Annotated in this window: 28 protein-coding genes; 18 read left to right on the forward strand and 10 right to left on the reverse strand. The window is 40.3% G+C overall.

The window, feature by feature from the left end; all coding sequences use genetic code 11:
• Positions 1-33 precede the first annotated feature (33 nt).
• Complete coding sequence (gene argE / locus ACLKML_RS13095; RefSeq protein WP_413285680.1) at positions 34-1,170, reverse strand: acetylornithine deacetylase; 1,137 nt, start codon at positions 1,168-1,170, stop codon at positions 34-36.
• Positions 1,171-1,327: 157 nt separating this feature from the next.
• On the opposite strand from argE, the gene argC reads away from it, so the two are divergent.
• The 5 genes from argC (at position 1,328) to ACLKML_RS13120 (ending at position 7,829) form a co-directional block, all read left to right on the forward strand.
• Entirely contained in the window at positions 1,328-2,332 is a 1,005-nt protein-coding gene (argC, locus tag ACLKML_RS13100) for an N-acetyl-gamma-glutamyl-phosphate reductase (protein WP_413285681.1), read from the forward strand.
• 11 nt (positions 2,333-2,343) lie between these two features.
• Positions 2,344-3,132, forward strand: coding sequence for an acetylglutamate kinase (gene argB / locus ACLKML_RS13105; RefSeq protein ID WP_413285682.1), 789 nt, complete (start codon positions 2,344-2,346; stop codon positions 3,130-3,132).
• 131 nt (positions 3,133-3,263) lie between these two features.
• On the forward strand, positions 3,264-4,475 hold the full coding sequence (locus tag ACLKML_RS13110; RefSeq protein ID WP_413285683.1) for an argininosuccinate synthase: 1,212 nt from the start codon (positions 3,264-3,266) through the stop codon (positions 4,473-4,475).
• Between the two features lie 142 nt (positions 4,476-4,617).
• The gene (gene argH / locus ACLKML_RS13115; protein ID WP_413285684.1) at positions 4,618-6,492 is read left to right on the forward strand and encodes an argininosuccinate lyase; all 1,875 of its coding nucleotides are present in this window, start codon (positions 4,618-4,620) and stop codon (positions 6,490-6,492) included.
• A 458-nt stretch (positions 6,493-6,950) separates the two neighbouring features.
• Positions 6,951-7,829 carry an NAD(P)-dependent oxidoreductase gene (locus ACLKML_RS13120; protein ID WP_413285685.1) on the forward strand — a complete coding sequence of 293 codons (879 nt, stop codon included), beginning with the start codon at positions 6,951-6,953 and terminating at the stop codon, positions 7,827-7,829.
• A gap of 58 nt (positions 7,830-7,887) precedes the next feature.
• On the opposite strand, the gene ACLKML_RS13125 is transcribed toward ACLKML_RS13120, so the two are convergent.
• Entirely contained in the window at positions 7,888-8,136 is a 249-nt protein-coding gene (locus ACLKML_RS13125) for a DUF3624 domain-containing protein (RefSeq protein ID WP_413285880.1), read from the reverse strand.
• Between the two features lie 251 nt (positions 8,137-8,387).
• On the opposite strand from ACLKML_RS13125, the gene ACLKML_RS13130 reads away from it, so the two are divergent.
• Complete coding sequence (locus ACLKML_RS13130; protein ID WP_413285686.1) at positions 8,388-8,678, forward strand: co-chaperone GroES; 291 nt, start codon at positions 8,388-8,390, stop codon at positions 8,676-8,678.
• Between the two features lie 69 nt (positions 8,679-8,747).
• A complete protein-coding gene (gene groL, locus ACLKML_RS13135; protein WP_413285687.1) occupies positions 8,748-10,397 on the forward strand; it encodes a chaperonin GroEL in 1,650 nt (549 codons plus the stop codon).
• 204 nt (positions 10,398-10,601) lie between these two features.
• Here the strand turns inward: groL and crp are convergent, their stop codons facing one another.
• The 6 genes from crp to ACLKML_RS13165 all read right to left on the reverse strand — a co-directional run bounded on the left by crp (position 10,602) and on the right by ACLKML_RS13165 (position 16,138).
• Entirely contained in the window at positions 10,602-11,234 is a 633-nt protein-coding gene (crp, locus tag ACLKML_RS13140; protein ID WP_272132783.1) for a cAMP-activated global transcriptional regulator CRP, read from the reverse strand.
• Between the two features lie 245 nt (positions 11,235-11,479).
• Complete coding sequence (locus ACLKML_RS13145) at positions 11,480-12,349, reverse strand: phosphoribulokinase (protein ID WP_413285688.1); 870 nt, start codon at positions 12,347-12,349, stop codon at positions 11,480-11,482.
• A gap of 89 nt (positions 12,350-12,438) precedes the next feature.
• Positions 12,439-12,651 (reverse strand): YheU family protein, encoded by a 213-nt coding sequence (locus ACLKML_RS13150; protein WP_413285689.1) that lies wholly within the window; start codon positions 12,649-12,651, stop codon positions 12,439-12,441.
• A 7-nt stretch (positions 12,652-12,658) separates the two neighbouring features.
• On the reverse strand, positions 12,659-13,636 hold the full coding sequence (locus tag ACLKML_RS13155; RefSeq protein WP_413285690.1) for a hydrolase: 978 nt from the start codon (positions 13,634-13,636) through the stop codon (positions 12,659-12,661).
• Between the two features lie 115 nt (positions 13,637-13,751).
• Positions 13,752-14,225 (reverse strand): TIGR02444 family protein, encoded by a 474-nt coding sequence (locus tag ACLKML_RS13160; protein ID WP_413285691.1) that lies wholly within the window; start codon positions 14,223-14,225, stop codon positions 13,752-13,754.
• Positions 14,222-16,138 carry an ABC transporter ATP-binding protein gene (locus ACLKML_RS13165; RefSeq protein WP_413285692.1) on the reverse strand — a complete coding sequence of 639 codons (1,917 nt, stop codon included), beginning with the start codon at positions 16,136-16,138 and terminating at the stop codon, positions 14,222-14,224. Before ACLKML_RS13165 ends, ACLKML_RS13160 begins: the two co-directional genes overlap by 4 nt.
• A gap of 365 nt (positions 16,139-16,503) precedes the next feature.
• On the opposite strand from ACLKML_RS13165, the gene kefG reads away from it, so the two are divergent.
• The 5 genes from kefG to ACLKML_RS13190 all read left to right on the forward strand — a co-directional run bounded on the left by kefG (position 16,504) and on the right by ACLKML_RS13190 (position 20,844).
• Positions 16,504-17,097, forward strand: coding sequence for a glutathione-regulated potassium-efflux system ancillary protein KefG (gene kefG / locus ACLKML_RS13170; protein ID WP_413285881.1), 594 nt, complete (start codon positions 16,504-16,506; stop codon positions 17,095-17,097).
• A complete protein-coding gene (gene kefB / locus ACLKML_RS13175; protein WP_413285693.1) occupies positions 17,081-18,877 on the forward strand; it encodes a glutathione-regulated potassium-efflux system protein KefB in 1,797 nt (598 codons plus the stop codon). Before kefG ends, kefB begins: the two co-directional genes overlap by 17 nt.
• Before the next feature lie 22 nt (positions 18,878-18,899).
• On the forward strand, positions 18,900-19,097 hold the full coding sequence (locus ACLKML_RS13180; protein ID WP_317717873.1) for a YheV family putative zinc ribbon protein: 198 nt from the start codon (positions 18,900-18,902) through the stop codon (positions 19,095-19,097).
• Positions 19,098-19,201: 104 nt separating this feature from the next.
• Positions 19,202-19,792 carry a peptidylprolyl isomerase gene (gene slyD, locus ACLKML_RS13185; RefSeq protein WP_317717872.1) on the forward strand — a complete coding sequence of 197 codons (591 nt, stop codon included), beginning with the start codon at positions 19,202-19,204 and terminating at the stop codon, positions 19,790-19,792.
• A gap of 107 nt (positions 19,793-19,899) precedes the next feature.
• Positions 19,900-20,844 (forward strand): isoaspartyl peptidase/L-asparaginase family protein, encoded by a 945-nt coding sequence (locus tag ACLKML_RS13190; RefSeq protein ID WP_413285694.1) that lies wholly within the window; start codon positions 19,900-19,902, stop codon positions 20,842-20,844.
• Positions 20,845-20,974: 130 nt separating this feature from the next.
• Here ACLKML_RS13190 and ACLKML_RS13195 read toward each other — a convergent pair whose 3' ends face one another.
• Positions 20,975-21,202 (reverse strand): SlyX family protein, encoded by a 228-nt coding sequence (locus tag ACLKML_RS13195; RefSeq protein WP_413285695.1) that lies wholly within the window; start codon positions 21,200-21,202, stop codon positions 20,975-20,977.
• Positions 21,199-22,179: a WD40 repeat domain-containing protein gene (locus ACLKML_RS13200; protein ID WP_413285696.1), complete on the reverse strand. Its 981-nt coding sequence runs from the start codon at positions 22,177-22,179 to the stop codon at positions 21,199-21,201. The genes ACLKML_RS13195 and ACLKML_RS13200 overlap by 4 nt, the downstream gene beginning before the upstream one ends.
• Positions 22,180-22,317: 138 nt before the next feature.
• Here ACLKML_RS13200 and fkpA point away from each other — a divergent pair, with 138 nt between their 5' ends.
• From fkpA to rpsL, 6 genes are all read left to right on the forward strand, one after another.
• Positions 22,318-23,190 (forward strand): FKBP-type peptidyl-prolyl cis-trans isomerase, encoded by an 873-nt coding sequence (fkpA, locus tag ACLKML_RS13205; protein ID WP_413285697.1) that lies wholly within the window; start codon positions 22,318-22,320, stop codon positions 23,188-23,190.
• 163 nt (positions 23,191-23,353) lie between these two features.
• Positions 23,354-24,076: a transcriptional regulator gene (locus tag ACLKML_RS13210; protein ID WP_317717867.1), complete on the forward strand. Its 723-nt coding sequence runs from the start codon at positions 23,354-23,356 to the stop codon at positions 24,074-24,076.
• Positions 24,073-24,465 carry a sulfurtransferase complex subunit TusD gene (gene tusD, locus ACLKML_RS13215; RefSeq protein ID WP_413285698.1) on the forward strand — a complete coding sequence of 131 codons (393 nt, stop codon included), beginning with the start codon at positions 24,073-24,075 and terminating at the stop codon, positions 24,463-24,465. Before ACLKML_RS13210 ends, tusD begins: the two co-directional genes overlap by 4 nt.
• Entirely contained in the window at positions 24,462-24,818 is a 357-nt protein-coding gene (gene tusC / locus ACLKML_RS13220) for a sulfurtransferase complex subunit TusC (RefSeq protein ID WP_413285699.1), read from the forward strand. Before tusD ends, tusC begins: the two co-directional genes overlap by 4 nt.
• Positions 24,819-24,826: 8 nt before the next feature.
• On the forward strand, positions 24,827-25,117 hold the full coding sequence (tusB, locus tag ACLKML_RS13225; RefSeq protein ID WP_413285700.1) for a sulfurtransferase complex subunit TusB: 291 nt from the start codon (positions 24,827-24,829) through the stop codon (positions 25,115-25,117).
• 517 nt (positions 25,118-25,634) lie between these two features.
• Positions 25,635-26,009, forward strand: coding sequence for a 30S ribosomal protein S12 (rpsL, locus tag ACLKML_RS13230; protein WP_005417208.1), 375 nt, complete (start codon positions 25,635-25,637; stop codon positions 26,007-26,009).
• The last annotated feature ends 95 nt before the right edge of the window (positions 26,010-26,104 follow it).

Consider the following 26,104-nt stretch of genomic DNA (forward strand, 5'->3'; position numbering starts at 1 on the left):
CTCCAGTCTTTGGATATTTAAACAAGATCCCAATTAAAAGCAGTATTGATGAATGGCTTTTGATAGTATTTTTATGGTCGGTTCAATATATTCGGTCGCTAAAAATTCATCCGGTTGATGAGCTTGTTCAATTGAGCCTGGACCGAGTACTAACGTAGGACATAATTGTTGTAAAAATGGCGCTTCAGTACAGTAATTTACTGTTTCAGATTCGGTTGCACAGATCTCTTCCATACCGACAATAAATCCACCATCATGTGTACATTCATATCCGGGAATAGGCTCATGTAATGGGGTTATTTCAATACGATCTGGCCATTTGGCTTCGACTTCTTTTAAGGCTCCGCGTAATAGATTATCAAGTCCATCTAAGCTAATACCGGGTAAAGGACGAACATCGTAATGAAGTTCACAGCAACCACAAATACGGTTAGCACTGTCGCCACCATGAATATGACCCAAATTTAGTGTCGGCGATGGAATCGCGAACCCTGGGTGATGATACTCTTTAATCAACTTATTTTTTAACTGCATTAAGGCAAACATAACTTCATGCATGATCTCAATTGCATTTACGCCTAAGGCCGGATCGGACGAATGCCCCGATTTACCTGTCACTCGAATAGCATTGGCAACATGGCCCTTATGCCCTCTCACTGGCACCAAACTGGTTGGTTCACCAATAATGCAGTAATCAGGTTGAATTGGTGCCGAATCAGTAAAATGACGAGCCCCTAGCATGGTGGTCTCTTCATCGCAGGTAGCTAAAATATAAACTGGCTTTTTCTGATTTTTCCAATCTATCTGTTTTACTGCTTCAATAATAAAAGCAAAAAAGCCTTTCATATCCGCTGTACCTAAGCCATAAAAGCGATTATTAACTTCTGTTAATGCATGCGGATCAAAATTCCAACGCCCCTGATCAAAAGGAACCGTATCAGTATGCCCAGCTAATAACAGGCCTCCTTCACCTTGTCCTCGTTTTGCTATTAGGTTGCATTTACCTTTTTCCACATCAATGACACTAACTTCAAAATCCATTTTTTTTAGCCAGTCAGCGAGTAATTCAATGACTTTGCTATTGCCCTCATCCCAGCTTGGGTCTGTTGAGCTGATAGAAGAGGTGGAAATTAGCCCCTTATATACATCGATAAATTTAGGTAATTGCATATTATCTTTGCTTCCCCTATTGACAGTTAACCGTTAAGACGTTAAAAAGCATATTAAATCATTATTTGTGAATAAAAAACCGAATAATGCGTTTTTTTTAGTATGATTAGTCAAGTGTGACCGTTGTTTTTTTACCCAGCTATTTGGATAAGTGAAGATGTTAAAAGCTACAATTATTGGTGCAAGCGGATATACCGGAGCAGAACTTGCTCTTATGGTGACAAGACACCCACAGTTAACGCTATCAGGATTATACGTTTCAGCCAATAGTGTAGATGCGAATAAATCTATTGGTACATTGCACGGCAAACTTGCTGGTGTGGTGGATATGAATGTTCAACCATTAACTGACGTGCAATCTGTAGCAAAAGAGTGCGATATCGTATTTTTAGCAACGGCACATGAAGTTAGCCATGATTTAGTTCCTGAGTTTTTAACGCAAGGCTGTCAGGTATTTGATTTATCTGGAGCGTATAGAGTTCAACTAAATAGCTTTTATCCTCAATACTACGGTTTTGACCATCAACATGAAGATTTATTAAGTGAGGCGGTTTATGGCTTGGCAGAATGGAATGAACCAGAGATTAAAAACACCGATTTGATCGCTGTTGCTGGCTGTTACCCTACTGCGTCACAATTGGCGATTAAACCGTTAATTGAAATGAATATGCTAGACCTAAATCAGTGGCCAGTTATTAATGCAACCAGTGGGGTTTCTGGTGCAGGACGAAAATCGTCTATGGTTAATAGCTTTTGCGAAGTGAGTTTGCAGCCTTATGGGCTTTTTAGTCATCGCCATAAACCAGAAATTGCTTCGCACTTAGGCTGTGATGTTATTTTTACTCCACATTTAGGCAATTTTAAACGAGGTATTTTGGCAACGATTACGATGAAGCTCGCGGTTGGAGTTAATGCCGAAGATGTAAATAAAGCCTTTGAACAAGCTTATAAGAATAAACCAGCGGTTCGTTTAAAACACGATGCAGTACCAAGAATACAAGATGTTGAGAATACACCGTTTTGTGATATTGGCTGGAAGGTAGAAGGCGAACATGTGATTGTTGTTTCCGCGATCGACAATTTATTGAAAGGGGCATCGAGTCACGCGATGCAATGTGTGAATATTCGTAACGGCTTTGAGCCGCTTACTTCACTTGTGTAGAGATAATTATTATGAATCAAACATTAAAACCATTAGTGATTAAGTTAGGCGGAGCGGCGTTGTCATGTACTGAAACTCTGGGCAAGCTGTTTAATGCTATTCAAGCGTATCAAAATCAAGCAGATAGAGAGCTGGTCATTGTTCATGGAGGTGGCTATTTGGTAGATGATCTGATGGCAAAACTGCAATTATCAACAGAGAAAAAAAACGGCCTTCGTGTTACACCATATGACCAGATTGATGTCATTGCTGGTGCTTTAGCGGGTACAGCGAATAAATCATTGCAAGGTGAAGCGATTAAGAATGGATTGAATCCGATTGGCCTTTGTTTAGCTGACGGCGGTTTATGTAACGTTGTTGAACTTGACCCAGAATTAGGTGCGGTTGGTAAGGCAAGTGCCGGAGATGCCACCGTGGTTAAGGCTATTCTAGCGACAGGAGCACTGCCGATCATCAGTTCTATCGGCTTGACGGATCAAGGCCAAATGATGAATGTTAACGCTGATCAGGCGGCGGTTGCGGTTGCCAGTACATTAGATGCAGAACTTGTCCTTCTTTCTGATGTAAGTGGCGTGTTGGATGGCAAAGGTCATTTGTTACCAAATCTTGATAAAGTTCAAGCAGATGCACTTATTCAAGGAAAAGTGATTACCGACGGAATGATAGTAAAAGTAGAAGCGGCGCTTGATGCTGCAAACGAACTCGGTAGACCGATTGAAGTGGCAACGTGGCGTTATCCAGAAAAATTAAGTGAACTATTTTCAGGTAAAAGCATAGGTACTCAGTTTTTACCCCAATAAATTTTGAAGTTACCTTGTTAGTTTGAACTAAGCTAACTCGTTATTTTTAAATAAAATTAAACAGTATAAATTACCAATTTAAACCCCAGGAACTGACCGCCAGTGCAGACCGGGAGATTAGGAGAAATACAATGAGCAAAGTAGAAGTTAAAAAAGTAGTCGTAGCCTATTCCGGCGGTCTGGACACATCAGTTATTATCCCATGGTTAAAAGAGAACTATGGGTGTGAAGTGGTGGCGTTTGTTGCCGATGTAGGTCAAGGAGCAGAAGAACTAGAAGGCGTAGAAGAGAAAGCTATTGCCTCTGGTGCATCTGAAGTTTATGTCGCTGATCTAAAAGAAGAGATGGTAAAAGACTATATTTACCCATCACTTAAAACCGGTGCATTATATGAAGGTAAGTATCTATTAGGTACGTCTATGGCACGTCCAATTATCGCTAAAGCTCAGGTTGAATGTGCACGTAAAGTTGGTGCAGATGCGTTGGCGCACGGTTGTACAGGTAAAGGTAATGACCAAGTACGTTTTGAAGGCGCATTTGCTGCATTAGCCCCTGATTTGCATGTTATCGCACCATGGCGTGAGTGGGATCTTGTTAGTCGTGAAGAGTGCTTAGATTATCTTGCAGAACGTAATATTCCTTGTACGGCTTCGCTAACAAAAATTTATTCTCGTGATGCTAATGCTTGGCATATTTCTACGGAAGGTGGCGTACTAGAACAAACTTGGAATGCACCGAATGATGATTGTTGGGCATGGACTAAAAGCCCAGAAGATGCACCAAATGAAGCTGAATATGTCACATTGAAAGTTGAAAATTGTGAAGTAGTTGCAGTTGACGGTAAAGAAATGTCGCCATACGACGTACTCATGTCTTTAAATGAAAAAGGTGTTGAGCATGGTATTGGCCGAATCGATATCGTAGAAAACCGTTTGGTTGGTATGAAGTCTCGTGGTTGTTATGAAACACCAGGAGGAACCATCATGATGGAAGCACTGCGTTCAATTGAACAACTTGTGTTGGACAAGAGTTCATTTGAATTCCGAGAAGAACTGGGTGTTAAAGCGTCTCACCTTATCTATGATGGCCGTTGGTTTACTCCATTATGCGAATCTATTCTTGCCGCGACAGAAAGTCTAGCGAAAGATGTTAATGGTGAAGTGGTTATCAAACTTTACAAAGGACAAGCAACCGCGACACAGAAGCGTTCAGAAAACAGTTTGTATAGTGAACAATTCGCAACATTTGGTGAAGATGACGTTTATGATCAAAGCCATGCAGAAGGGTTTATTCGTTTATATTCTTTGGCGAGTCGTATTCGTACTTTGAACTCTCAAAAGTAATTAATTAGAATGAACAAAAATTAATATAGCAGATGCTTGCTTCTCGGTTGTATATCGCTAGTATCTACAACCGAGTATTGAGTAGCATTACAACACCAACTAAAAATAATAATTAGCTTCCGTTTAGATCAGGAGAGACACAATGGCATTATGGGGCGGTAGATTTACCCAAGCAGCAGACACTCGGTTCAAAGACTTTAACGATTCATTGCGCTTTGATTACCGATTGGCTGAGCAAGACATTGTAGGTTCAATCGCTTGGTCTAAAGCGCTGCGTTCTGTCGGTGTATTAAACGAGGTGGAGCAGCAAAAGCTGGAACTCGCGTTAAATGAACTAAAATTAGAAGTAATGGAAGACCCGGAGCAGATCTTAAAATCTGACGCTGAGGATATTCACAGCTGGGTCGAACAACAATTGATCAGTAAAGTTGGTGATTTGGGCAAGAAACTGCACACGGGTCGCTCGCGTAATGATCAGGTTGCTACAGATCTTAAGTTGTGGTGTCGTCAACAAGGTCAGCATTTACTGCGTGTAATGGATCGTTTGCAAAATCAATTAGTTGATGTTGCTTCTCAGCATCAAGCAACAGTATTACCGGGTTATACCCATTTACAACGAGCTCAACCTGTCACTTTTGCACACTGGTGTCTAGCGTATGTAGAAATGTTTGAACGTGATTACTCACGTTTGGGTGATGCCATTAATCGTTTAGATACCTGTCCATTAGGCTCAGGAGCCTTGGCTGGTACGGCTTATCCTATGGATCGTCAAGACTTGGCCCACAATCTTGGCTTTAGACGAGCAACCCGTAATAGCCTTGATTCCGTTTCAGATCGAGACCATGTGATGGAGCTGATGTCTATCGCTTCTATTTCTATGCTGCATTTATCTCGTCTAGCGGAAGATATGATTTTTTATAACTCAGGTGAATCTAATTTCATCGAGTTAGCCGATACAGTGACTTCCGGCTCTTCTTTAATGCCACAGAAGAAAAACCCTGATGCATTGGAATTAATCCGTGGTAAATGTGGTCGCGTATATGGTTCATTAGCGGCGATGATGATGACAGTTAAAGCCTTGCCTCTTGCTTATAACAAAGACATGCAGGAAGATAAAGAAGGTTTATTCGATGCCTTAGATACATGGAATGATTGCATGGAAATGGCGGCGCTGTGTTTTGATGGATTAAAGATCAATAAAGAGCGTACATTGGAAGCGGCGAAGCAAGGTTACGCCAATGCCACTGAGCTAGCAGATTATCTTGTTGCCAAAGATATACCATTTCGTGAAGCTCACCATATTGTTGGGGTCGCGGTAGTTGGAGCAATAGAGAAAGGTTGTGCGCTAGAAGAGTTATCTATTGCCGAATTAAAAGTATTTTCTGAAGTGATTGAAGAAGATGTTTATGACATTTTGACCATTGAGTCGTGCTTAGACAAACGTTCAGCTCTTGGTGGCGTTTCACCAAAACAAGTTGCCTACGCGGTAGATCATGCACAACAACGGCTTGAAAAAAGAAATGTCTCCGCGATTAAAGTTCGCTCTGCAAGGCTTACTGACATCGACGCTTTAGAAGGTATGGTCGCCTACTGGTCGAATATGGGAGAAAACCTACCTCGAAATCGTAATGAATTAATTCGAGATATCGGCTCGTTTGCCGTAGTTGAAAATCAAGGCGAAGTGACTGGTTGTGCCTCTCTTTATGTTTACGATTCAGGCTTAGCTGAGATTCGATCACTTGGTATTGAGGCCGGGTGGCATAAACAAGGGCAGGGCACAGCTATTGTTCAACATTTGATAAACAAAGCTAAACAGATGGCGATACAAAAAGTGTTTGTGTTAACACGAACGCCAGAATTCTTTATGAAGCAGAACTTCTTGCCAACCTCCAAGAGTTTACTGCCGGAAAAAGTATTAAAAGACTGTGAACAATGCCCAAGAATTCACGCATGTGATGAAGTGGCGCTAGAAATTGATCTTTGTGAGCAAACCATTATCCGAACTAACGTGGCATAACTATTTGAAAAATAACGGTTAAATTAGTTAATTAGCAAATCCTAAAAAAATAATATTTTTTTTGGGAACAATTTAGGAAAAGCCCGGTCTTAATAAGTACCACTGCTTTTTCTTAGAAGAATCTAAGAAAGCCCCTATCCGGATTGGATTAGGGGCTTTTTCTTTATTTAAGCCTAATTTTTATTCACTGAAATCTAAATTTGTCTAAGGCGATAATTCTACATCCGACCAATATGCAACCACCGTTTGTTTTTTGTACTATGCTAAAAACAAAAATTCGACGGCTTTTGTGAGAGCAACCAGTTTATTTTTGAACATTTAATGTAATTTTTTGCATTAACGATTGAGCTACTTAACATCTTGCAATAATTTCTAGTCATTCAGGATTGCTTAAATATAACCAGACGTATATTATTTATACTCATATAAACATACAATAGTATTTTTGGGAGTTAGACATGACAAAACCAGTAATCGGTTTTATCGGACTTGGCCTTATGGGCGGTAACATGGTTGAGAACCTACAAAACAGAGGCTACGAGCTGAATGTTATGGATCTTAACAAAGAAGCAGTAGCAACTTGTGTTGCTCGCGGTGCTAAAGAAGCCACTTCTGCTAAAGAACTAGCGGCAGCAAGTGACATCGTTATGCTTTGTCTTACTACTTCTGCTGTAGTTGAAAAACTCGTTTACGGCGATGACGGTATTCTTGCGGGAATTAAACAAGGTTCAGTATTAATTGACTTTGGTACTTCTATCCCTGCATCTACTCGTAAGATCGGTGAAGCTCTTGCTGAAAAAGGAGCCGGTATGATCGATGCTCCTCTTGGTCGTACTCCAGCACACGCTAAAGATGGTCTATTAAACATCATGGCCGCTGGCGACATGGATACATTCAATAAAGTTAAACCAGTACTAGAAGAACAAGGTGAGAACGTATTCCATCTTGGTGCTCTAGGTGCAGGTCACACAACTAAGCTTGTAAATAACTTTATGGGCATGACAACTGTTTGTGCAATGTCTCAAGCTTTCGCTGTTGCTGATCTTGCTGGTGTTGATCGCCAACAACTATTCGACATCATGTCAGCGGGTCCTTCTAACTCTCCATTTATGGGCTTCTGTAAAAACTATGCAGTTGACGGCGTAAGTGACTTAGGTTTCTCAATTGCCAATGCAAACAAAGATTTGGGTTACTTCCTAAAAATGGTAGAAGATCTAGGTACTGAATCTAAGATCGCTGAAGGTTCTTCTGCTAACCTTCAAGCTGCATTTGATGCTGGCTTAGGTAACGGTAACGTACCTGAAATTTTCGATTACTTTCTTAAACTAGAGAAGTAATTCGAACTCGACCTTACTATCTTGTCTAACCTGTTTAGAGTGACGCAAGGTAGTAAGGTTATATTTTGTTTTTCTTTTGTAATGGAATAATGACAAATTTAAACAGAAGATGAAGAAACAACATAAAATTAAATGCAAATCCTGCAACCATTAGCGCAATTGATTCCACACTTCTTAGATCATTCCTATAAAACCACCACCAGACAACCCAACATAAAACAGATAACACGGTTAACTGATTCATGCACTGTTGACATCGTCCAATTTTTTCCCAAAACCCATTACTATGACAATATTTGCAAGCCATCATCTTTACCTAATCCGTTGTTAGTAAGATTTTGAACCAGTCTCTGATCCAGTGCAATAACAACCTCTATATTGGTCAAAAATCGGTTTTCATTCAAAAAAAAACAATTTAATAAAAAAAATGTCGTTTCTGAGGTAAAAATTTGATTTTTCCCCTTGGGATTTTGCACATGATCCCCAACATAACTTTCACGCGCTGAGAATTCAGCACTTTATCTATTAAATGAAACAACAATCAGGAGAGACGACCTCATGAATATTCGTCCTTTACACGACCGTGTTATCGTTGAGCGCAAAGAAGTTGAATCAAAATCTGCAGGTGGCATTGTATTAACTGGATCGGCTGCAGAAAAATCTACTCGCGGAACTATTCTCGCTGTAGGAAAAGGCCGTATTCTAGAAAATGGCACTGTTCAGCCTTTAGATGTAAAAGTTGGTGATGTAGTTATTTTTGCAGAAGGCTACGGCACAAAAACTGAAAAAATAGATGGCAAAGAAGTATTAGTCATGTCTGAAAACGACATCATGGCAATTGTTGAATAAGCATACGTTGAGTAATTCACTCTTAAACGACAAGCAAATATAAATAGTATTTAGGAAAGGATATATAAGATGGCTGCTAAAGACGTAAAATTTGGTAATGACGCACGAATCAAAATGCTAGAAGGTGTAAACGTTCTGGCTGATGCTGTAAAAGTAACGCTTGGGCCTAAAGGCCGTAACGTTGTATTGGATAAATCTTTCGGTGCACCAACCATCACTAAAGATGGTGTTTCTGTAGCGCGTGAAATTGAACTAGAAGATAAGTTCCAAAACATGGGCGCTCAAATGGTTAAAGAAGTGGCTTCTCAAGCAAATGACGCCGCTGGTGATGGAACGACAACAGCAACAGTATTGGCTCAGTCAATCATTACTGAAGGCCTTAAAGCGGTTGCTGCTGGTATGAACCCAATGGACCTTAAACGTGGTATCGACAAAGCGGTTGTTGCCGCAGTAGAAGAGCTTAAAGCTCTATCTGTACCATGTGCTGATACAAAAGCGATTGCACAAGTAGGAACGATTTCAGCGAACACTGATGAAACCGTTGGTAACATCATTGCTGAAGCAATGGAGAAAGTAGGTCGTGACGGTGTTATTACTGTTGAAGAAGGCCAAGCACTTCAAGATGAACTTGATGTTGTTGAAGGTATGCAGTTTGACCGTGGTTACCTATCTCCTTACTTTATTACTAACCAAGAAGCGGGTGCGGTTGAATTAGAAAACCCATTCATTCTTTTGATTGATAAAAAAGTATCGAATATCCGTGAGCTGTTAACCACTCTAGAAGCGGTTGCTAAAGCCTCTCGTCCACTGCTTATCATTGCAGAAGATGTTGAAGGTGAAGCGTTGGCTACATTGGTAGTAAACAACATGCGTGGCATCGTGAAAGCTGCAGCAGTTAAAGCTCCAGGGTTCGGTGATCGTCGTAAATCAATGCTACAAGATATCGCGATTCTAACTTCTGGTACGGTTATCTCAGAAGAGATTGGTTTAGAACTAGAGAAAGCTACATTAGAAGATCTAGGTCAAGCGAAGCGCGTTATCATCACTAAAGAAAATACAACCATCATTGATGGTCTTGGTGAAGAAGCAATGATTCAAGGTCGCGTTGCTCAAATTCGCCAACAAATCGAAGAAGCGACATCAGATTACGACAAAGAGAAACTACAAGAACGCGTAGCGAAACTTGCTGGCGGTGTTGCAGTAATCAAAGTTGGCGCAGCAACTGAAGTCGAAATGAAAGAGAAGAAAGACCGTGTAGAAGATGCGCTTCACGCAACTCGTGCTGCGGTTGAAGAAGGCGTCGTTGCTGGTGGTGGTGTTGCTCTTATTCGCGCTGCTTCTAAAGTCGCGGGTCTTGAAGGTAGCAATGAAGAACAAAATGTTGGTATTCGTGTTGCTCTTCGAGCAATGGAAGCGCCTTTACGTCAAATCGTTGAAAATGCAGGTGAGGAAGACTCAGTTGTTGCTAACAACGTTAAAGCAGGCGATGCGAGCTATGGCTACAATGCCGCCACAGGCGAATACGGTGATATGCTTGAAATGGGTATCTTAGATCCAACTAAAGTAACGCGCAGTGCACTACAGTTCGCTGCATCGGTTGCTGGACTAATGATCACAACTGAAGCAATGGTTACTGATGCTCCAGCTAAAGATGCTGGTGCTGCAATGCCTGATATGGGCGGCATGGGTGGTATGGGTGGAATGCCAGGAATGATGTAAAATTCCGCTACCTATGTGACTAAAGTTTAGCGTTTATGTTAAACCGGTTGGGTGTGTCCAGATATATGCCCAACCAAGTTGCAAGCACCATCAATTAGAAGCACTTACATAAAAGCTATTCTAATTTTATCGAAAAAAAAAGCAGCGTTTCCGCTGCTTTTTTAGTTTGTTTTTTATAGACGGTTCCGTATTAACGAATGAACGTTAGCGAGTACCGTAAACAACGATAGTTTTACCGTGTGCAGAAATTAAGTTCTGCTCTTCAAGCATTTTTAAAATACGTCCAACTGTCTCACGTGAACAGCCAACAATTTGTCCAATCTCTTGACGAGTAATTTTGATCTGCATCCCATCAGGGTGAGTCATTGCATCAGGTTGTTTTGCTAAATTAAGAAGTGTTTGAGCAATACGACCAGTCACATCTAAGAAGGCCAAATCGCCTACTTTTTGGCTTGTCGTTTGTAGACGACTTGCCATTTGAGACGAAAGACGCATCAAAATATCTGGGTTAACTTGAATAAGCTGACGGAATTTCTTAAACGAAATTTCAGCAACTTCACAAGGTGATTTAGCTCGTACCCATGCGGTACGTTCTTGGTCTTCTTCAAAAAGGCCTAGCTCACCGATGAAGTCACCTTGGTTAAGGTAAGAAAGAATCATCTCTTTACCTTCTTCATCCTTGATAAGCACAGCCACAGAGCCTTTCACAATGTAATACAGAGTTTCCGCTTTTTCACCCGCGTGGATAAGCGTACTCTTTGATGGATATTTATGAATATGACAGTGTGAAAGAAACCACTCTAACGTCGGATCGGTTTGAGGTTTACCTAGAACCATAATTATCTCACTATTATCTGCAGGGCCTACTTAAGCAGCGTTCCTTTGCCACGTCCCTATATTTCGGTGACGTTAGCATAGGATTTCTTAATCAAAGCTGCAAGCTACATATGTATGTCTGTTAAGAATAGTATCCTTTTTTTCAGGTGATTTCTTGATTTTGATCGCTCTCAAATCCCTATTTTATACGCAAAAATGTGCACGTCATCACGGTATAACAAACAAAGCCGCAAGTTGTGTATAAATTAACCTATTTTGCCTGTTTCGATTAACTGCTGAAGCACGGGTCTAATAATTAATTCCATAGCAAAACTCATCTTGCCACCTGGAACAACGAGTGTATTGTGGCGTGAAACAAATGAGCCATCAATCATGGCCAACAGATAAGGAAAATCGACATTTTTCATGCCACGTAAACGAATAACCACAAAACTTTCGTCTAAACTGGGTATTCCTTTGGCGTTAAGAGGGTTCGAAGTGTCAACCGTTGGTACGCGCTGAAAGTTAATATGTGTGCGAGAAAATTGAGGCGTAATATAATTTAGATAGTCATCCATTGAGCGAACGATTGAATCGGTCACGGCTTCTCTAGAGTGTCCTCTATCTCTAGTATCGCGTACGAACTTTTGAATCCATTCTAAATTAACAATCGGCACCATACCGATAAGCAAGTCAGCGTGTTGCGATACATTCACCTCACCATCGACCACCGCGCCATGTAAGCCTTCATAAAAAAGCACATCACTGTTTTCGGGTAAATCTTGCCAAGGGGTAAAGGTTCCTGGCATCTGATTATAAGGTACGGCTTCATCAAAGGAGTGCAGATAACGCCTTACTTGTCCTTTGCCTTCTTCTCCATATTTCTTAAAGAATTGCTCTAATGCCGGAAAGTCGTTTGCTTCTGGGCCAAAATAACTGATGTGTCGACCTTGTTCTTTAGCTTTACGAATTTCGATGTCCATTTCTGGACGAGTGAACTTATGGAAGCTATCTCCTTCAACCCATGCGGCTCTAACGTTCATCATATTAAACATTTTTCTAAATGCTTCTGAAGTTGTCGTTGTTCCTGCGCCAGATGAACCTGTAACAGCGATAACCGGATGTTTTGCGGACATGATATCCCTTGTTATTAAATTAGATTAAACGGTGTAATTTGCTAGTTTATGGGATTATCTAAAAAGAATAAATGCTTTACTTTTGCCAGTTAAAATTCGCCTTTGAGTTTTATATCAACGGTTTCATGTAATTCTGAAAACACGATAACGGCGTCACCCACTGTAAGTTGTTCTTTTACTTGCGCTACTTTCTCATCGAGCGTTACTTCATTTTGCCCATAATCCGTTCCTTCTCTCAGAACAAACTCTTTAATTAAATTATCCAGCGTGTCGGTTTCAATCTCTTGCCATGGAATGATCATGTGATTTTTACACCTCTGTGTGGATGTTTTGATAATAGTTTGGCAATGTTTCTTCCAACCAAAATTGAGGATTAGCCATTGAACCAGTTAGAAAACCCACATGTCCCCCTTGTTCAAATAGTCGATAATGTATGTTTTTGTTTAGAGTAAACTTGGGGATCACTTGGTCGGTCATAAATGGATCATCTTTAGCATGAATTAGTTGCAAAGGAACGGTGACATCATTGAGTACATTCATTCCCGAACATCGGCGGTAATAATCATGAGCACTTTTAAAATTATGCAGAGGGGCGGTGATAAGATCATCGAATCCGTGCAGAGTTTTCAGCGCGTGTATGGTGTCGACCGATACCCCAATAGCTTGGTTTAATTGGTTGTGTTTTTTCAGCGCGTTTTTCTTTAATGAACTTAATAAATAGTTACGATATATCTTAGAAAATCCTCGTTCAATACGAGACGAACATGCCGCGAGATCCAGTGGTGCAGAGACTACAGTTGCTGCTTTTACAATAGGATCGTCACTATATTTTGCCAGATAGTTTACTAACATATTGCCACCAAGAGAGACACCGACAGCGACAATAGGTTGATTTGGAAACAGTTTACGAAAATATTCAAGCACAAAGCGGGCGTCTTCAGTTTCTCCTGAATGGTATGCTCTGGCCAACTTGTTTGGCCTACCACTACAGCCTCTAAAGTGCATCATGACAGAGAGCCAACCATGTTGCGCGAAAGCGTGCATAAGTCCATTTGCATATGGGCTGTAAAAACAGCCTTCTAAGCCATGAAAAAGCACAAATATTGGTTTGTTTTTTGCTGAATCAGTGGTTCGGTCTTCACTCCAAGCGAGATCAAGAAAATCGCCATCGAGTGTGTCTAAGGTCTGCCATTGAGCGGTAAAGAGTGGTTTTTTTCTAATAAATCGGGGAATGACGGTTTGAATATGTGGATTGCTTAATCCACGAGCAGCTTTAAATTCGGTCATAATAGTGAGTCATCGATTGATGTGGAGTTGATTCTGCATTGATTCTAACAGAGATCAGTTTATCGATGATGTGAAAATTTATAATTGTTAGTTTGATACTAACTTAACTGTGATTTTATGAACTGGTTTTGGTGGAATGCTTTGCAAAAGTCGCTGTAAAAAGGTGTTCGGCATTAAGTGAACGACAGTAAGCCAATGTTAATGGTTCTTTGTTGTTGGTAGTGAGTTCTAAGGTATTGATACATTGAACTAAATCGGACTGTTGTTGTTTTTCTAATAATAGTTCAAATTCTAAAGATTCTCGATATAAGGTTGCAGGTACATGCGATTTGGTTTTCTTGCGAAGTTTTCGATAGTGAAGAAGTAGTGTTTCTGTACGCAGAAGTGCCTGTTGAACTTGGCTCCAATCATTGCGATGAAAAGTCAGTTGTTGTTCATCAAGACACTTCAACAGTAACAATAAATTAACGTTGCCATCGAAATTGTTTTGTAGAGAAAGACACGCTTCTTTTACCCCTCGCATGGCGTAATATTGCAAACTAAATTGCCATAATCGTTCTACGGTGATAAAAGAAGCGGGTTTTGTCATATAGCGTCCTGTTCCATTTCTTCTAGTGACTCTTGGATAGTCATCCATTCTAATTCAATCTCCTCAAGCTCGGATTTTGCAGAGGCTTGAAGTGCCAATATTTGATTTAGTTTAGCTTTGTTTTCAGCTTGGTACAGTTCGGTATCCAATAATTGTTGTTCCGCCTCAGACAAAGTTGTGCCGAGTTTATCCATTTTTTTTTCAAGTGTTTCTAACGACTTTCTAAGTGGTGCGGTCTGTTTACGAAATTCAGCTTGTTTGCGTTTTTGTTCTTTTTTTGACGCGGCGCTGTTGTTGTTGTTCTTATTTGAAGTAGTTTGTGTTGCTTCTTTTTTATTGGCTTTGTTTTGCTCGGTAAGCCATTTGTAATAGTCAGTTAAGTCGCCATCAAAAGGAGCAACTTGCCTATCGTGAACAAGGTAAAGATCATCCGTTGTTGCACGCAGTAAGTAGCGGTCGTGACTAACGATGACCATTGCACCTTCAAAGGTTTGTAATGCAAAGGTGAGGGCTTGACGCATGTCGAGATCAAGGTGGTTGGTTGGTTCATCAAGTAAAAGTAAATTGGGTTTTTGCCAAACAACTAAAGCTAGAACTAAACGTGCTTTTTCTCCACCAGAAAATGGGGCAACTTTATCCAGTGCTTTATCACCTTGAAAACCAAAACTACCTAAATAATTTCTTAATTCTTGCTCGGTTTGTTTAGGCGCAATTTGCATCATGTGTTGTAACGGTGTCTCTTCAGGATGAAGAGTTTCTAATTGGTGCTGCGCAAAATAACCAATTTTAACACCTTGTGAATAGGTTAAATCGCCATCTTGAGGGGCTAACTCACCAGATAATAGTTTTATTAATGTCGATTTACCTGCCCCATTTCTACCTAAAAGACCAATGCGGCTACCAGGAACCAAATTTAGACGAATTTTTTCTAAGATGAGATTATCATCATAGCCTGCGGAGACTTCATCCATCATCAAGATTGGGTTAGGTAACGCCGAAGGGATACGAAATTCGAAACTAAATGGATTATCCAGTTGAGCAGGAAGCACTTTCTCCATTTTATCTAACGCTTTAATACGACTTTGTGCTTGTTTCGCTTTTGATGCTTTATAGCGGAAACGGTCGATGTAGCTTTGCATGTGTTCTACTTGCTTTTGTTGTTTTTGAAACATCGCTTGTTGCAATATTAACTTTTGAGCACGCTGACCTTCGAACGAAGAATAATTACCGGTGTACTCGTTTAATAATTGATTTTCTACATGAATAATTCGACTCACGATAGGATCGAGAAAATCTCTATCATGAGAAATCAAGAGCAAGGTGCCTGGGTAGTTTTGCAGCCATTTTTCAAGCCACATTACGGCATCAAGATCTAAGTGGTTGGTCGGTTCATCAAGTAGTAGTAAATCTGAACGACATAACAATGCTTGAGCCAAGTTAAGGCGCATGCGCCAACCACCAGAAAACTGAGTAAGGTTCCAACTCATTTGTTGCTGACTAAAACCTAAGCCGTTAAGCAGTTCCGATGCTCTGGCTGCAATACTGTAACCACCTATGGTTTCTATTTTACCGTGCAATTCAGCAACTAAAGTACCGTTATCATCTTGTTCTGCCTGAGCAAGTTGTGTCTCTAAACGTCGATATTCTCTATCGCCGTCGATCACGTATTCAAGCGCTTTGCGTTCTAAAGCAGGCGTTTCTTGGGCAACCCATGCAAGCTCCCAATGAGCAGGTTGGCTAAAGTTACCGGCATCAATAGAAAGTTCGCCTTTTAATAAAGCGAATAAAGTGGACTTCCCGCAACCATTTTTCCCAACTAAACCGACTTTATCTCCTGGATGGATGGTTGAAGTCGCTTTATCTAAAAGTGCTTTACCGCCACGCAGTAATTGAATATCTGAAAACGTAATCATAAAAATCTTATTGATAGGGTGTAGTATAAACGCAGGAATAGTAGGCGTTATAAGAATAAAAGTCGATCATTATACAAATTACGATATGATGTTTGTTATCGAAAAATGTCAACTGTAAGTAAATTGTATCTATATAGTGTAACTATGTTGGCAAATCAACTCGAATCTGTAAATCGTTTACTAGATAATTTGAACTCTGAGTAATCTAAACCTCTATATTTTAAAATAAAAGGATTATAGACTTTCTCATTCAACGTTCAGGTTAGATAAATTTATATACAGCAATTGTATTTAGAAAATTATCTGTAAGTAGATAAAATACTGCGCCAATGATAAAAGCAAGTGAACAAGAATATTGTCGAGGAATGATGAAAAAAGAGAGCTCTCTACCACGTATATTGGTGATTTTTGTTCATCCAGAACCGCACGCGTCCGTTGCCAATAGTGTGATGCTAAAAAAAATACAAGATCTGGAACATGTTACGATTCATGATTTATATGCGCAATATCCAGATTTTTTCATTGATGTTCAAAAAGAGCATCAGCTTTTATTGAGCCACGATATTATTGTCTTTCAGCATCCATTATTTATGTATTCTTGTCCCGCGCTTTTAAAGGAATGGATGGATCGAGTATTAGGGAAAGGCTTTGCTTTTGGTGATGATTGTGAGCTTGCTGGAAAATATTGGCGAAGTGTCATAACCACCGGCGGCGCTCGTGAAGCCTTTGCTGCGTCAGGTTATAACAAATATCCCATGGAGCAGATTTTACAACCGTTTGAATTAACCGCTGGGTTGTGTCGAATGAACTGGTTAGAGCCGATGGTGTTGCATTGGGCGAGACACATTACCGATGTTGAGCGTTATGAGCATGCTGAAATTTACCGTCATTGGTTAATGAATCCGAAGGATATATTGAAACAAAATCACAAGGAGAACAGTGATGGCGATGAGCGGTGATTTTTTGCATAGTAGCGTCATTTTTCTATCCGCGGCAGTAATTGCGGTTCCTTTAGCACAAAGATTAGGACTTGGTTCGGTATTGGGCTACCTGCTTGCTGGTGTGGCGATTGGACCATGGGGATTTAGATTAATTAGTGATGTCGATGCGATTTTACATTTTGCCGAGTTTGGTGTGGTTTTATTGCTGTTTCTAATTGGTTTAGAGCTTAATCCTAAAAAATTATGGCAGATGAGAAGTCCCATTTTAGGATTAGGTGGCGCACAAGTGGTATTAACCACCTGTGCACTAGCCAGTATTGCTAGTTTATTTGACCTTTCATGGCAAACCAGTTTAGTGATAGGGATGGGCCTCGCCTTATCTTCTACGGCAATCGCATTACGAGTAATTGAAGAACAAGGTTTAGCAGGTTCAGAAACTGGTCAATCAGGATTTGCTGTGTTGCTCTTTCAAGATATAGCTGTGATACCGATGTTGGCTATATTACCGGTACTGGCTGGTGGTCATGGTGATGGTGATTGGTTAGACACGGTAATTACTTTCGGCACTATCATTGTTCTACTCGGGGGAGGGCATTTTTTACTGCGCCCACTGTTTCGGTATGTTGTCACCAGTGGCGTACGTGAGCTATTTACCGTTACTGCATTACTGTTGGTTATTGGCATTGCCTTAATTATGCAGAGCCTTGGTCTATCTATGGCCTTAGGGACATTTCTGGCTGGTGTATTGTTGGCTGAAAGTGAATATCGGCACGAACTAGAAGTAGCAATAGAGCCATTTAAAGGTTTGTTACTCGGGTTGTTTTTTATTGCAGTAGGTATGTCTGTCAACCTTGGCTTGATCATTTTAGAACCGATGAAGATTCTACTCTCCGTGGTAGCGTTAGTCGCCATTAAAGGAATCATTCTGTATATCTTAGCTCGCTTGTTTGGAACACAAGCGAAAGCCAGAAGTAGAATGGCGGCTATTTTGAGTCAAGGTGGTGAATTTGCCTTTGTATTATTTACCGCCGCTCAAGCAGAAAATTTGCTTGCGCCTGAATTAGTCTCATTTTTATTGGTGGTGGTTAGCTTATCTATGGTGACTACACCGCTGCTATTACTTATCCAGAAAAAATGGTTTTCTGCCACAATTAATCACGATGAAGATATAAATGCAGAAGATGTAGTGAACCGAAATCCTAGGGTAATTATCGCCGGATTTGGTCGTTTTGGCCAAGTTGTTGGACGACTTATGTATGCCAACAAAATTCGGATTACCGTGCTTGAAAGCGATGCTGGGCAAATTAATTTGTTGCGTAAGTATGGCTACAAAGTATTTTATGGTAACGCAACACAGTTGGATTTATTAAGAGCAGCTGGCGCAGATAAAGCTGAAGCTTTGGTTGCCTGTACCGATAACCCTGATGATATCCTACACATTGTGAAAATTTGTCAACAGCACTTTCCACATCTCAAGATCTTAGCGCGCGCACGGAGTCGTGTGGAAGCCTATCAGTTATTAAATCACGGCGTACCTAATTATTCACGTGAAACGTTTTTAGGTGCTTTGGATTTAGGTCGACAGTTGCTTATTGAGTTGGGTATGCATCCGTATCAAGCTAAAAGAGCGGAAGACCATTTTCAAAAGTTAGATAATTCAATGTTAAAAGAATTGCTGCCTAAACACACAGATGGAAAAGATCTCGCACTGCGCTCGAAAGAATCCCGTAAAGAACTAGAAGAAATATTCGGTCAAGAAATGGAAACCGACAAGCAATCGACCAATCACTGGAAATAATTAAATAAGCAAGGTTAATGGAATGAAACTGAAGAAACGATTTATAGCAGGGGCAAGTTGCCCAAAATGCGCTGCTCAAGATTCGCTTCGTTGGTGGGTAGAGAATAGTATTGAAATGGTTGAATGTGTTGAATGTCATCATTTAGATAAACGACTGCCTAAAACGATGGAACAATCTGAACATTCAGATCAAGATATGATCGGTTTTTTTAAACCTTAGGGTTTTAGTTTAAGAATTTTACCTCCATAATAGGCGCTAATTGTCACTAAAATTACTCTTGGTTGGTAGGAAATTCAGCTACCCCAATTCTCTTTGGAGCAAACATGAATATTGAAAAGAACGTTGTAGTGAGCCTAGCATACCAAGTGAAGCTTGAAGAAGGCGTAGTTGTTGATGAAGCAACCGCTGATAAGCCTTTAGATTATTTGCATGGCCACAATAACCTAATTACTGGTCTTGAAGCTGAACTTGCAGGTAAAAAAGCTGGGGATAAATTTTCTGCAACGATTGGCCCTGATGATGCTTATGGTGAACATAACGAAGCGTTAGTTCAACGTGTTCCTGCTAATGTTTTCCAAGGCGTTGATCAAATTGAAGTTGGTATGCGTTTCTTAGCCGATACCGATCAAGGTCCGATTCCTGTTGAAGTAACCGAAGTGGATGGTGATGAAGTCGTGGTTGATGGAAATCACATGCTTGCAGGTCAAACGTTGACGTTTGACGTTGAAGTGATGGCCACGCGTGAAGCGACAGCAGAAGAAATTGAACACGGCCATATTCATAAAGAAGATGGTCACGATCACGAAGGTGGTTGTTGTGGCGGTGAAGGCCATGGTGAAGGCAAAGAAGAAGGCTGCTGCGGTGGCGGCAAAGGTAAAGAAAGTAATGGCGGCGGCTGTGGCTGCTCACACTAATCACTTTCTTGGTTAGATTTGTTAAGTAAGTATAAAAACCCTAAGAGCACAATTGCTATGCCTTAGGGTTTTTTTATCAATAAAATTCAGTCAATCAAGGATGAGTTATGTCTACATTACCTTTTGCAATCGCCATTCATGGTGGCGCTGGAACCATACTTAAACAAAACCTTACTAATGAGCTTGAAAAAGAAATCACAACCGCTCTGGAGCTTTCAGTATGTGAAGGATACAAAATTCTGCAACAAGGTGGTGATGCGCTTGATGCCACGGTTGCCGCGGTGAAAGTTTTAGAAGACAGTCCTCACTTTAATGCTGGCAAAGGTTCGGTATTAACTCATACAGAAATGGTTGAGATGGATGCTTCAGTTATGCATGGCAAAGAGATGGATGCGGGCGCGATAGCGGCAGTGAAGCATATTAAGAATCCAGTAGTATTGGCACGTGATGTTATGCAAAAAAGCGATCATGTTTTTTTAATTAGTGAAGGTGCAGAGCAGTTTGCGTTTGAACATGGGCATGACTACACCGAACAGGATTACTTCTTTACAGAACGACGTTATGAACAACTTCAAACCATGAAAGCCTGTGGCAGTTTCGGTCTTTCAGAGTCTAAATTTCCAGATGATAAAAAGTTTGGCACAGTAGGCGCAGTTGCATTAGATCAACACGGTAACCTTGCCGCGGCAACCAGTACTGGTGGTTTAACTAATAAAAAGTATGGACGAGTGGGCGATTCACCTATTATCGGTGCAGGAACATTTGCAGAAAATAATAATGTGGCGGTTTCGACAACAGGCATGGGCGAATGTTTTATGCGTAAGATGGTAGCTTCAGATGTCGCTGCTCGAATGAAATATTTACAGGAAGATGTGTATACCGCGAGTGAAATGGTTATCCAAGGTGATCTAAAATTAATGGGCGGAGAAGGAGGGCTAATCGCAATCGATCAGTATGGTAATATCCATAATGCAATGAATAGTTCAGGTATGTATCGAGCAAGCATCGATAATCAAGGCCAACTAAATGTCGCTATTTTTGTTGATGATTAGTCTTTAAAGCAAAAAGCTTGACGTTAAAGTCTTAGCAATCGGTAAAGCTAGAGACTTAGCAACAAGCATCTAGCTTTAATAGATTGTATTTTTAATAGAATGGTTTTGACTGACCCATTTTGTTGAAAGATTAATAATGTGGCGGTGGTGTTTCTTCAGACACATCTGCCATATTGGATGAATCCATATTTTTAACTTTACCTACCACGTACTTCATTTGGTCCTGCATCTTGTTAATGAGTAACTGCTGCTGACTAAGTGCTTCATTGAGTTCATCAATAGTTTGCTCTTGGAAAGCGGCTTTGTATTCTAAATCTTCAATACGTTGTTGTAATTGTTCAATAGTATTATCTGTCATTGTTCTATTTTCCAAGCTTGGGCAATACCAGCTGATGTGGCTGATATTATTCTATTTTGACGATCAAAAGCGGCATCATACACGACTGCACGCGGAGGGCGAGTATCTTTTAATGGTTCGACATCCCAACTTTCTAGGTGTTTACCACTGCTCGATTCCCATAACATCACTCGACCATTGGGAGATCCCGTTACCAAGAATTGTCCATCGTCTGAAAAACGAGCAGAAGAGAAGACTAATTGCCTTGAAAGCGATTTTAATTCTGATATTTTCTGGCCCGTTTTTAAATCCCAAATAAAGCTATCGTTTGCACCATCAGAGGTTAGTGCGTATTTTCCATCTCGTTGTAAAGCCACTCGGTTAATACGTGCTTTGTGCTCAAAACGATATAACGCTTGTCCAGTATCGGTATTCCAAAAGTACGCGTTGTAGTCATTGCCGCCTGTTAATGCAAACTTGCCATTGGACGACATCGCAACCGTATTGACTTTTTCTCTATGGGCAAGGAACTCTAGTCTTCTTCCGCTGACTAAATTGACGTAAATAGCTTTACCATTGGACAAACCAAGCAGCACTTGTTCTCCATTGCTGGATATATCGATGTCTCGGATTAAGCCATCAGAGATAGACCACAGGCCTTGAGCTTGAGTCCAAGATAGATCCCAAACCGCGAAATTAAGCTGAGTTGCGGTAACGGCGTAACGACTGTTGTCTGAAATCCTTATGTGGGATACGGTGTTTCCATCAAGGTCTTGTTTACCTAAAGCGGCTAATTCGGTATTTTCTTGTAGATCCCAAAGGAGTAATTGACGTTGTTTGGAATAAAGTAAAGCAAAGTGTGCGTCTCGACTTAGTGCAAAACTCGTGCTGCCTTTAGGCTCTATTGTCCATCTTTTATCTTCTTGGGAAGAAAAAAAACAACCATTTAACAAGCTTATGACAATAGCCAATAGCATATAATGAGAGATTATTCGCATTCTGATTGAGAATCCAGTTTGTGTCGACAGGCATAACCCTAGTATATTGATACCATATTAATTTTGCACATTTCATTGATAATGATTGAGAAGTGCGTACTGACATAAATAGCTCGAGCTATTAATTTGGAGAATTTAATGAAACCTTTGTTTAAAGTGTCCCTACTTGCTGCAACTGTAATGTTGGCTGTAGGTTGTCAAAAAGAAGAAACACCTAAAGCGGAAGCGGCTCCTCAAGTTGAACAAGTACAAGTTGAAGCTGATAGCGCTGTTCACTTTAAAACAGAAGAAGAAAAGGCCGCTTATGCGTTTGGTCTTTATTTTGCTAAGAATATAGAATCTAGCATTGAAGGTTCTACTGAGATTGGTGTTAATTTACAGAAAGAACTTGTACTTCAAGGTATTGAAGATGTTTTTGCTGATACAGAAAAAATGACCGATGAAGAATTGCATGCAGTGCTGGAAACATTCCAACAAACAGTGAATGAAAAAATGCAGGCTAAAGCTTTAGCAGAAGCAGAAGAAGCGCAAAAAGTCAGTGATGAATTTAGAGCTGAATTTGAAAAACAAGACGGCGTACAAAAAACCGAATCAGGGCTTTTATATCAAGTATTGACACCATCTGAAGGTGAAAAACCAGCAGAGACTGACACAGTAGAAGTGCATTATGTTGGAACTTTGATCGATGGGACTAAATTCGACAGCTCATACGATCGTGATGAAACGGCTACATTCCCACTCAACCGTGTGATTCCAGGCTGGACCGAAGGGGTTCAACTTATGTCTGTAGGTTCTAAATATAAGTTTGTGATCCCGCCAGAGTTGGCTTACGGCGCTCAAGAAACACCGACTATTCCTGCAAACTCAACTCTCGTTTTTGAAGTTGAATTAATTAGCATCGATAACGGTGAAGTTGAAGAACCTGCAGAAGCAGTAACAGAACAAGCTACAGAAACAGCGGCTGACGCGCCTTCAGAAGCGGAAAAAGAAGAAATGACAACAACAGAATAATGATTGTTTTGGTTGTGTAAATAAAGGCTCGATTTTTCGAGCCTTTTTTTATTGATAAAAAAATAATTAATCTTAGCGGTTGTTATTGACTCAAAACGGTGCGCAATTCAAAATTTCTGATAAACTTGCATTAATTAGTTGAGTTTAAACGAGGCGATAAATTGTGACTACTTCAGAAGTTGTTCATGCAGAAGCGTTGTTAGAAATGGAACATGTGGTAGTGGAACCATTTAGCGAGCATGATCTGATAATTTTAAAATCTTATGAAGCCGTAGTGGATGGGATTGCGGGTCTAATCGGCCCATTTTGTGAAATAGTACTTCACTCTTTAGAAAGTCTGGATACTTCTGCGATTAAAATTGCCAATGGCGAAAATACAGGTAGACGGGTTGGTTCTCCTATTACTGATTTAGCATTGAAAATGCTAAAAGATATTGAAGGTTCTCAACGTAATTTTTCGCGTGCTTACTTTACCCGAGCGAAAGGCGGCGTATTGATGAAGTCTATTACTATTGCTATCCGTAATGGTAATAATCGCGTGATTGGCTTGCTTTGTATCAACATCAATTTAGACGCCCCTTTTTCTGATATTCTGCAATCTTTTATGCCAACGGAAGATGCAAAAGAAGCGGCATCATCGGTTAACTTTGCCAGCGATGTGGTTGAACTTGTAGACCAAACGGTTGAGCAAAGTATTGAAAATATTAATGCAGACAAGTCTGTATCAAATAACACTAAAAACCGACAAATCGTAATAGAACTATATGATAAAGGTATCTTCGACATTAAAGATGCAATAAATCGCGTAGCTGATCGATTAAATATCTCAAAACATACGGTGTATCTCTATATTCGTCAGCGTAAAACTGAGGACGGGGATAAGTGAGCTTGCGTTACACTCTAGTGGTCAATGGGGGCGTTTATGGTAGTCAATCTGCAAGAAACGCGTACGCATTTGCCACTGCTCTGCTTGAAAAAGGTCATGCATTGGTTTCAGTGTTTTTTTATCAAAATGGGGTAACGAATGGGTCGAAACTTATTGTGCCAGCAAACGATGAATTTGATTTGACCAAAGCGTGGCAACAATTAGCTGATAAACATAATGTCCGCCTTGAAACGTGTGTTGCGGCTGCTCTTCGACGAGGTATTGTTGGCAAACAAGAAGCAAAACAACACCAATGTGATGCGGATAATTTAGCGACCGGTTTTGAACCAACAGGATTAGGCAGTTTAGCTGAAGCCTTGCTAACACAAGATCGAGTGGTGCAGTTTTGAAAAAACTTGGTTTTATTTTTCGCTCTCATCCGCATTCATCGGCAAAAGGGCGTGAAGGTTTAGACGCATTACTTGCTGCCTCAGCTTATTGCGATAATATATCGGTATTCTTTATTGGTGAGGGAGTAACTCAGCTTATCGCGAATCAAAATACCTCAGATATCTACTCTAGAGATTATGTTCCCGCATTTAAATTGATGGATCTTTATGATATTGAAGATGTGTATCTTTGCGAGCACTCTTTGATAGAGCAAGGGTTGAGAAATAGCGAGTTTGTTTTTGATATAACCCCACTGCCAATTGAACAGTTAAAAGAAAAATTAAGTAGCTGCGATAAACTGCTGACATTTTAAGGTCCATTATGCTGCATATAATTAAACATCCTAGGTCGCTAGTAGAGGCACTTATGTACTCTACAGAGAGTGACGATATATTGTTACTGGAAGACGGGGTCTATGCAGCACTGCCTGAGCATAAATCCCATACTTTGATAGTTGATAATCCGAATGTTTTCTGCTTATCAGAGGACGCTGTGGCAAGAGGACTGAAGTTACCAAAGAAAGCGACAAGCCTGAATAAAGTGAGAGTAATAGACTTTGCAGGTTTTGTGGATTTGACTGCGAAGCAGGCTCAGTCATTAACTTGGGATTAAACTTCGGTTCTATCACTAAATGTAGCTTGTTTTTATATATCAGTGTATTCATTATATTGACAATCAATGCCGAGAATAAAAATTTTCCCAGTCCATTTTTATAACTAATGTGTGTTGGCAACTTGGACATTGATATTTTCCTTGTGTTGCTTTTCATAAACTTATTTTGTTATTGCAGTCTTTGGCAATAAAGAAGTTAGTCATGCTGTTTCCTTTTGCACATCACAGTGAATGAAATGAACAATGTCGTTTTGGCATGCGGACGGTTATTTATTACCATTTTTCCCCTGAGCGTAGGAATAGCGCTTGTTGCTATGTTGATGTATAAAAATGCTTAATTGAACCAATCCATGTATGTATTAAATGAATCAACAAGTTGGGATAAATGCGATAAAGGATCTGTAAAAGATCACTAAATACCTTGACACACCTCTCTTCCATGCATAAAATCTTGCGTCCCTCATTGTAGGGTTAGATTTTTCATGAAGCATAATTTCAGCAAATCAGGAGCTAGTTAATGGCAACTATTAACCAGTTGGTACGTAAGCCTCGTGCAAAGCAAGTTGTTAAAAGCAACGTGCCAGCACTAGAAGCGTGCCCACAAAAACGTGGTGTATGTACTCGTGTATATACTACTACACCTAAAAAACCTAACTCAGCACTTCGTAAAGTTTGTCGTGTACGTTTGACAAATGGTTTCGAAGTAACTTCGTACATCGGCGGTGAAGGTCATAACCTTCAAGAGCACTCAGTTGTTCTAATCCGTGGCGGTCGTGTTAAAGACCTTCCAGGTGTGCGTTACCACACAGTTCGTGGTGCACTTGACTGTGCAGGCGTTAATGACCGTAAGAAAGGTCGTTCTAAGTACGGTGTTAAACGTCCTAAGTCTTAATGATTCTCTGTTTACGAACAAGCGTTAAGTAAGGCCAAACATTAATTATTTATATTTTTGAAAAAACTGAAAAGTTTTGGATAACCTGAAGAAGA

It is taken from the genome of Vibrio sp. MA40-2 (assembly GCF_047302445.1).
GTDB lineage: Bacteria > Pseudomonadota > Gammaproteobacteria > Enterobacterales > Vibrionaceae > Vibrio.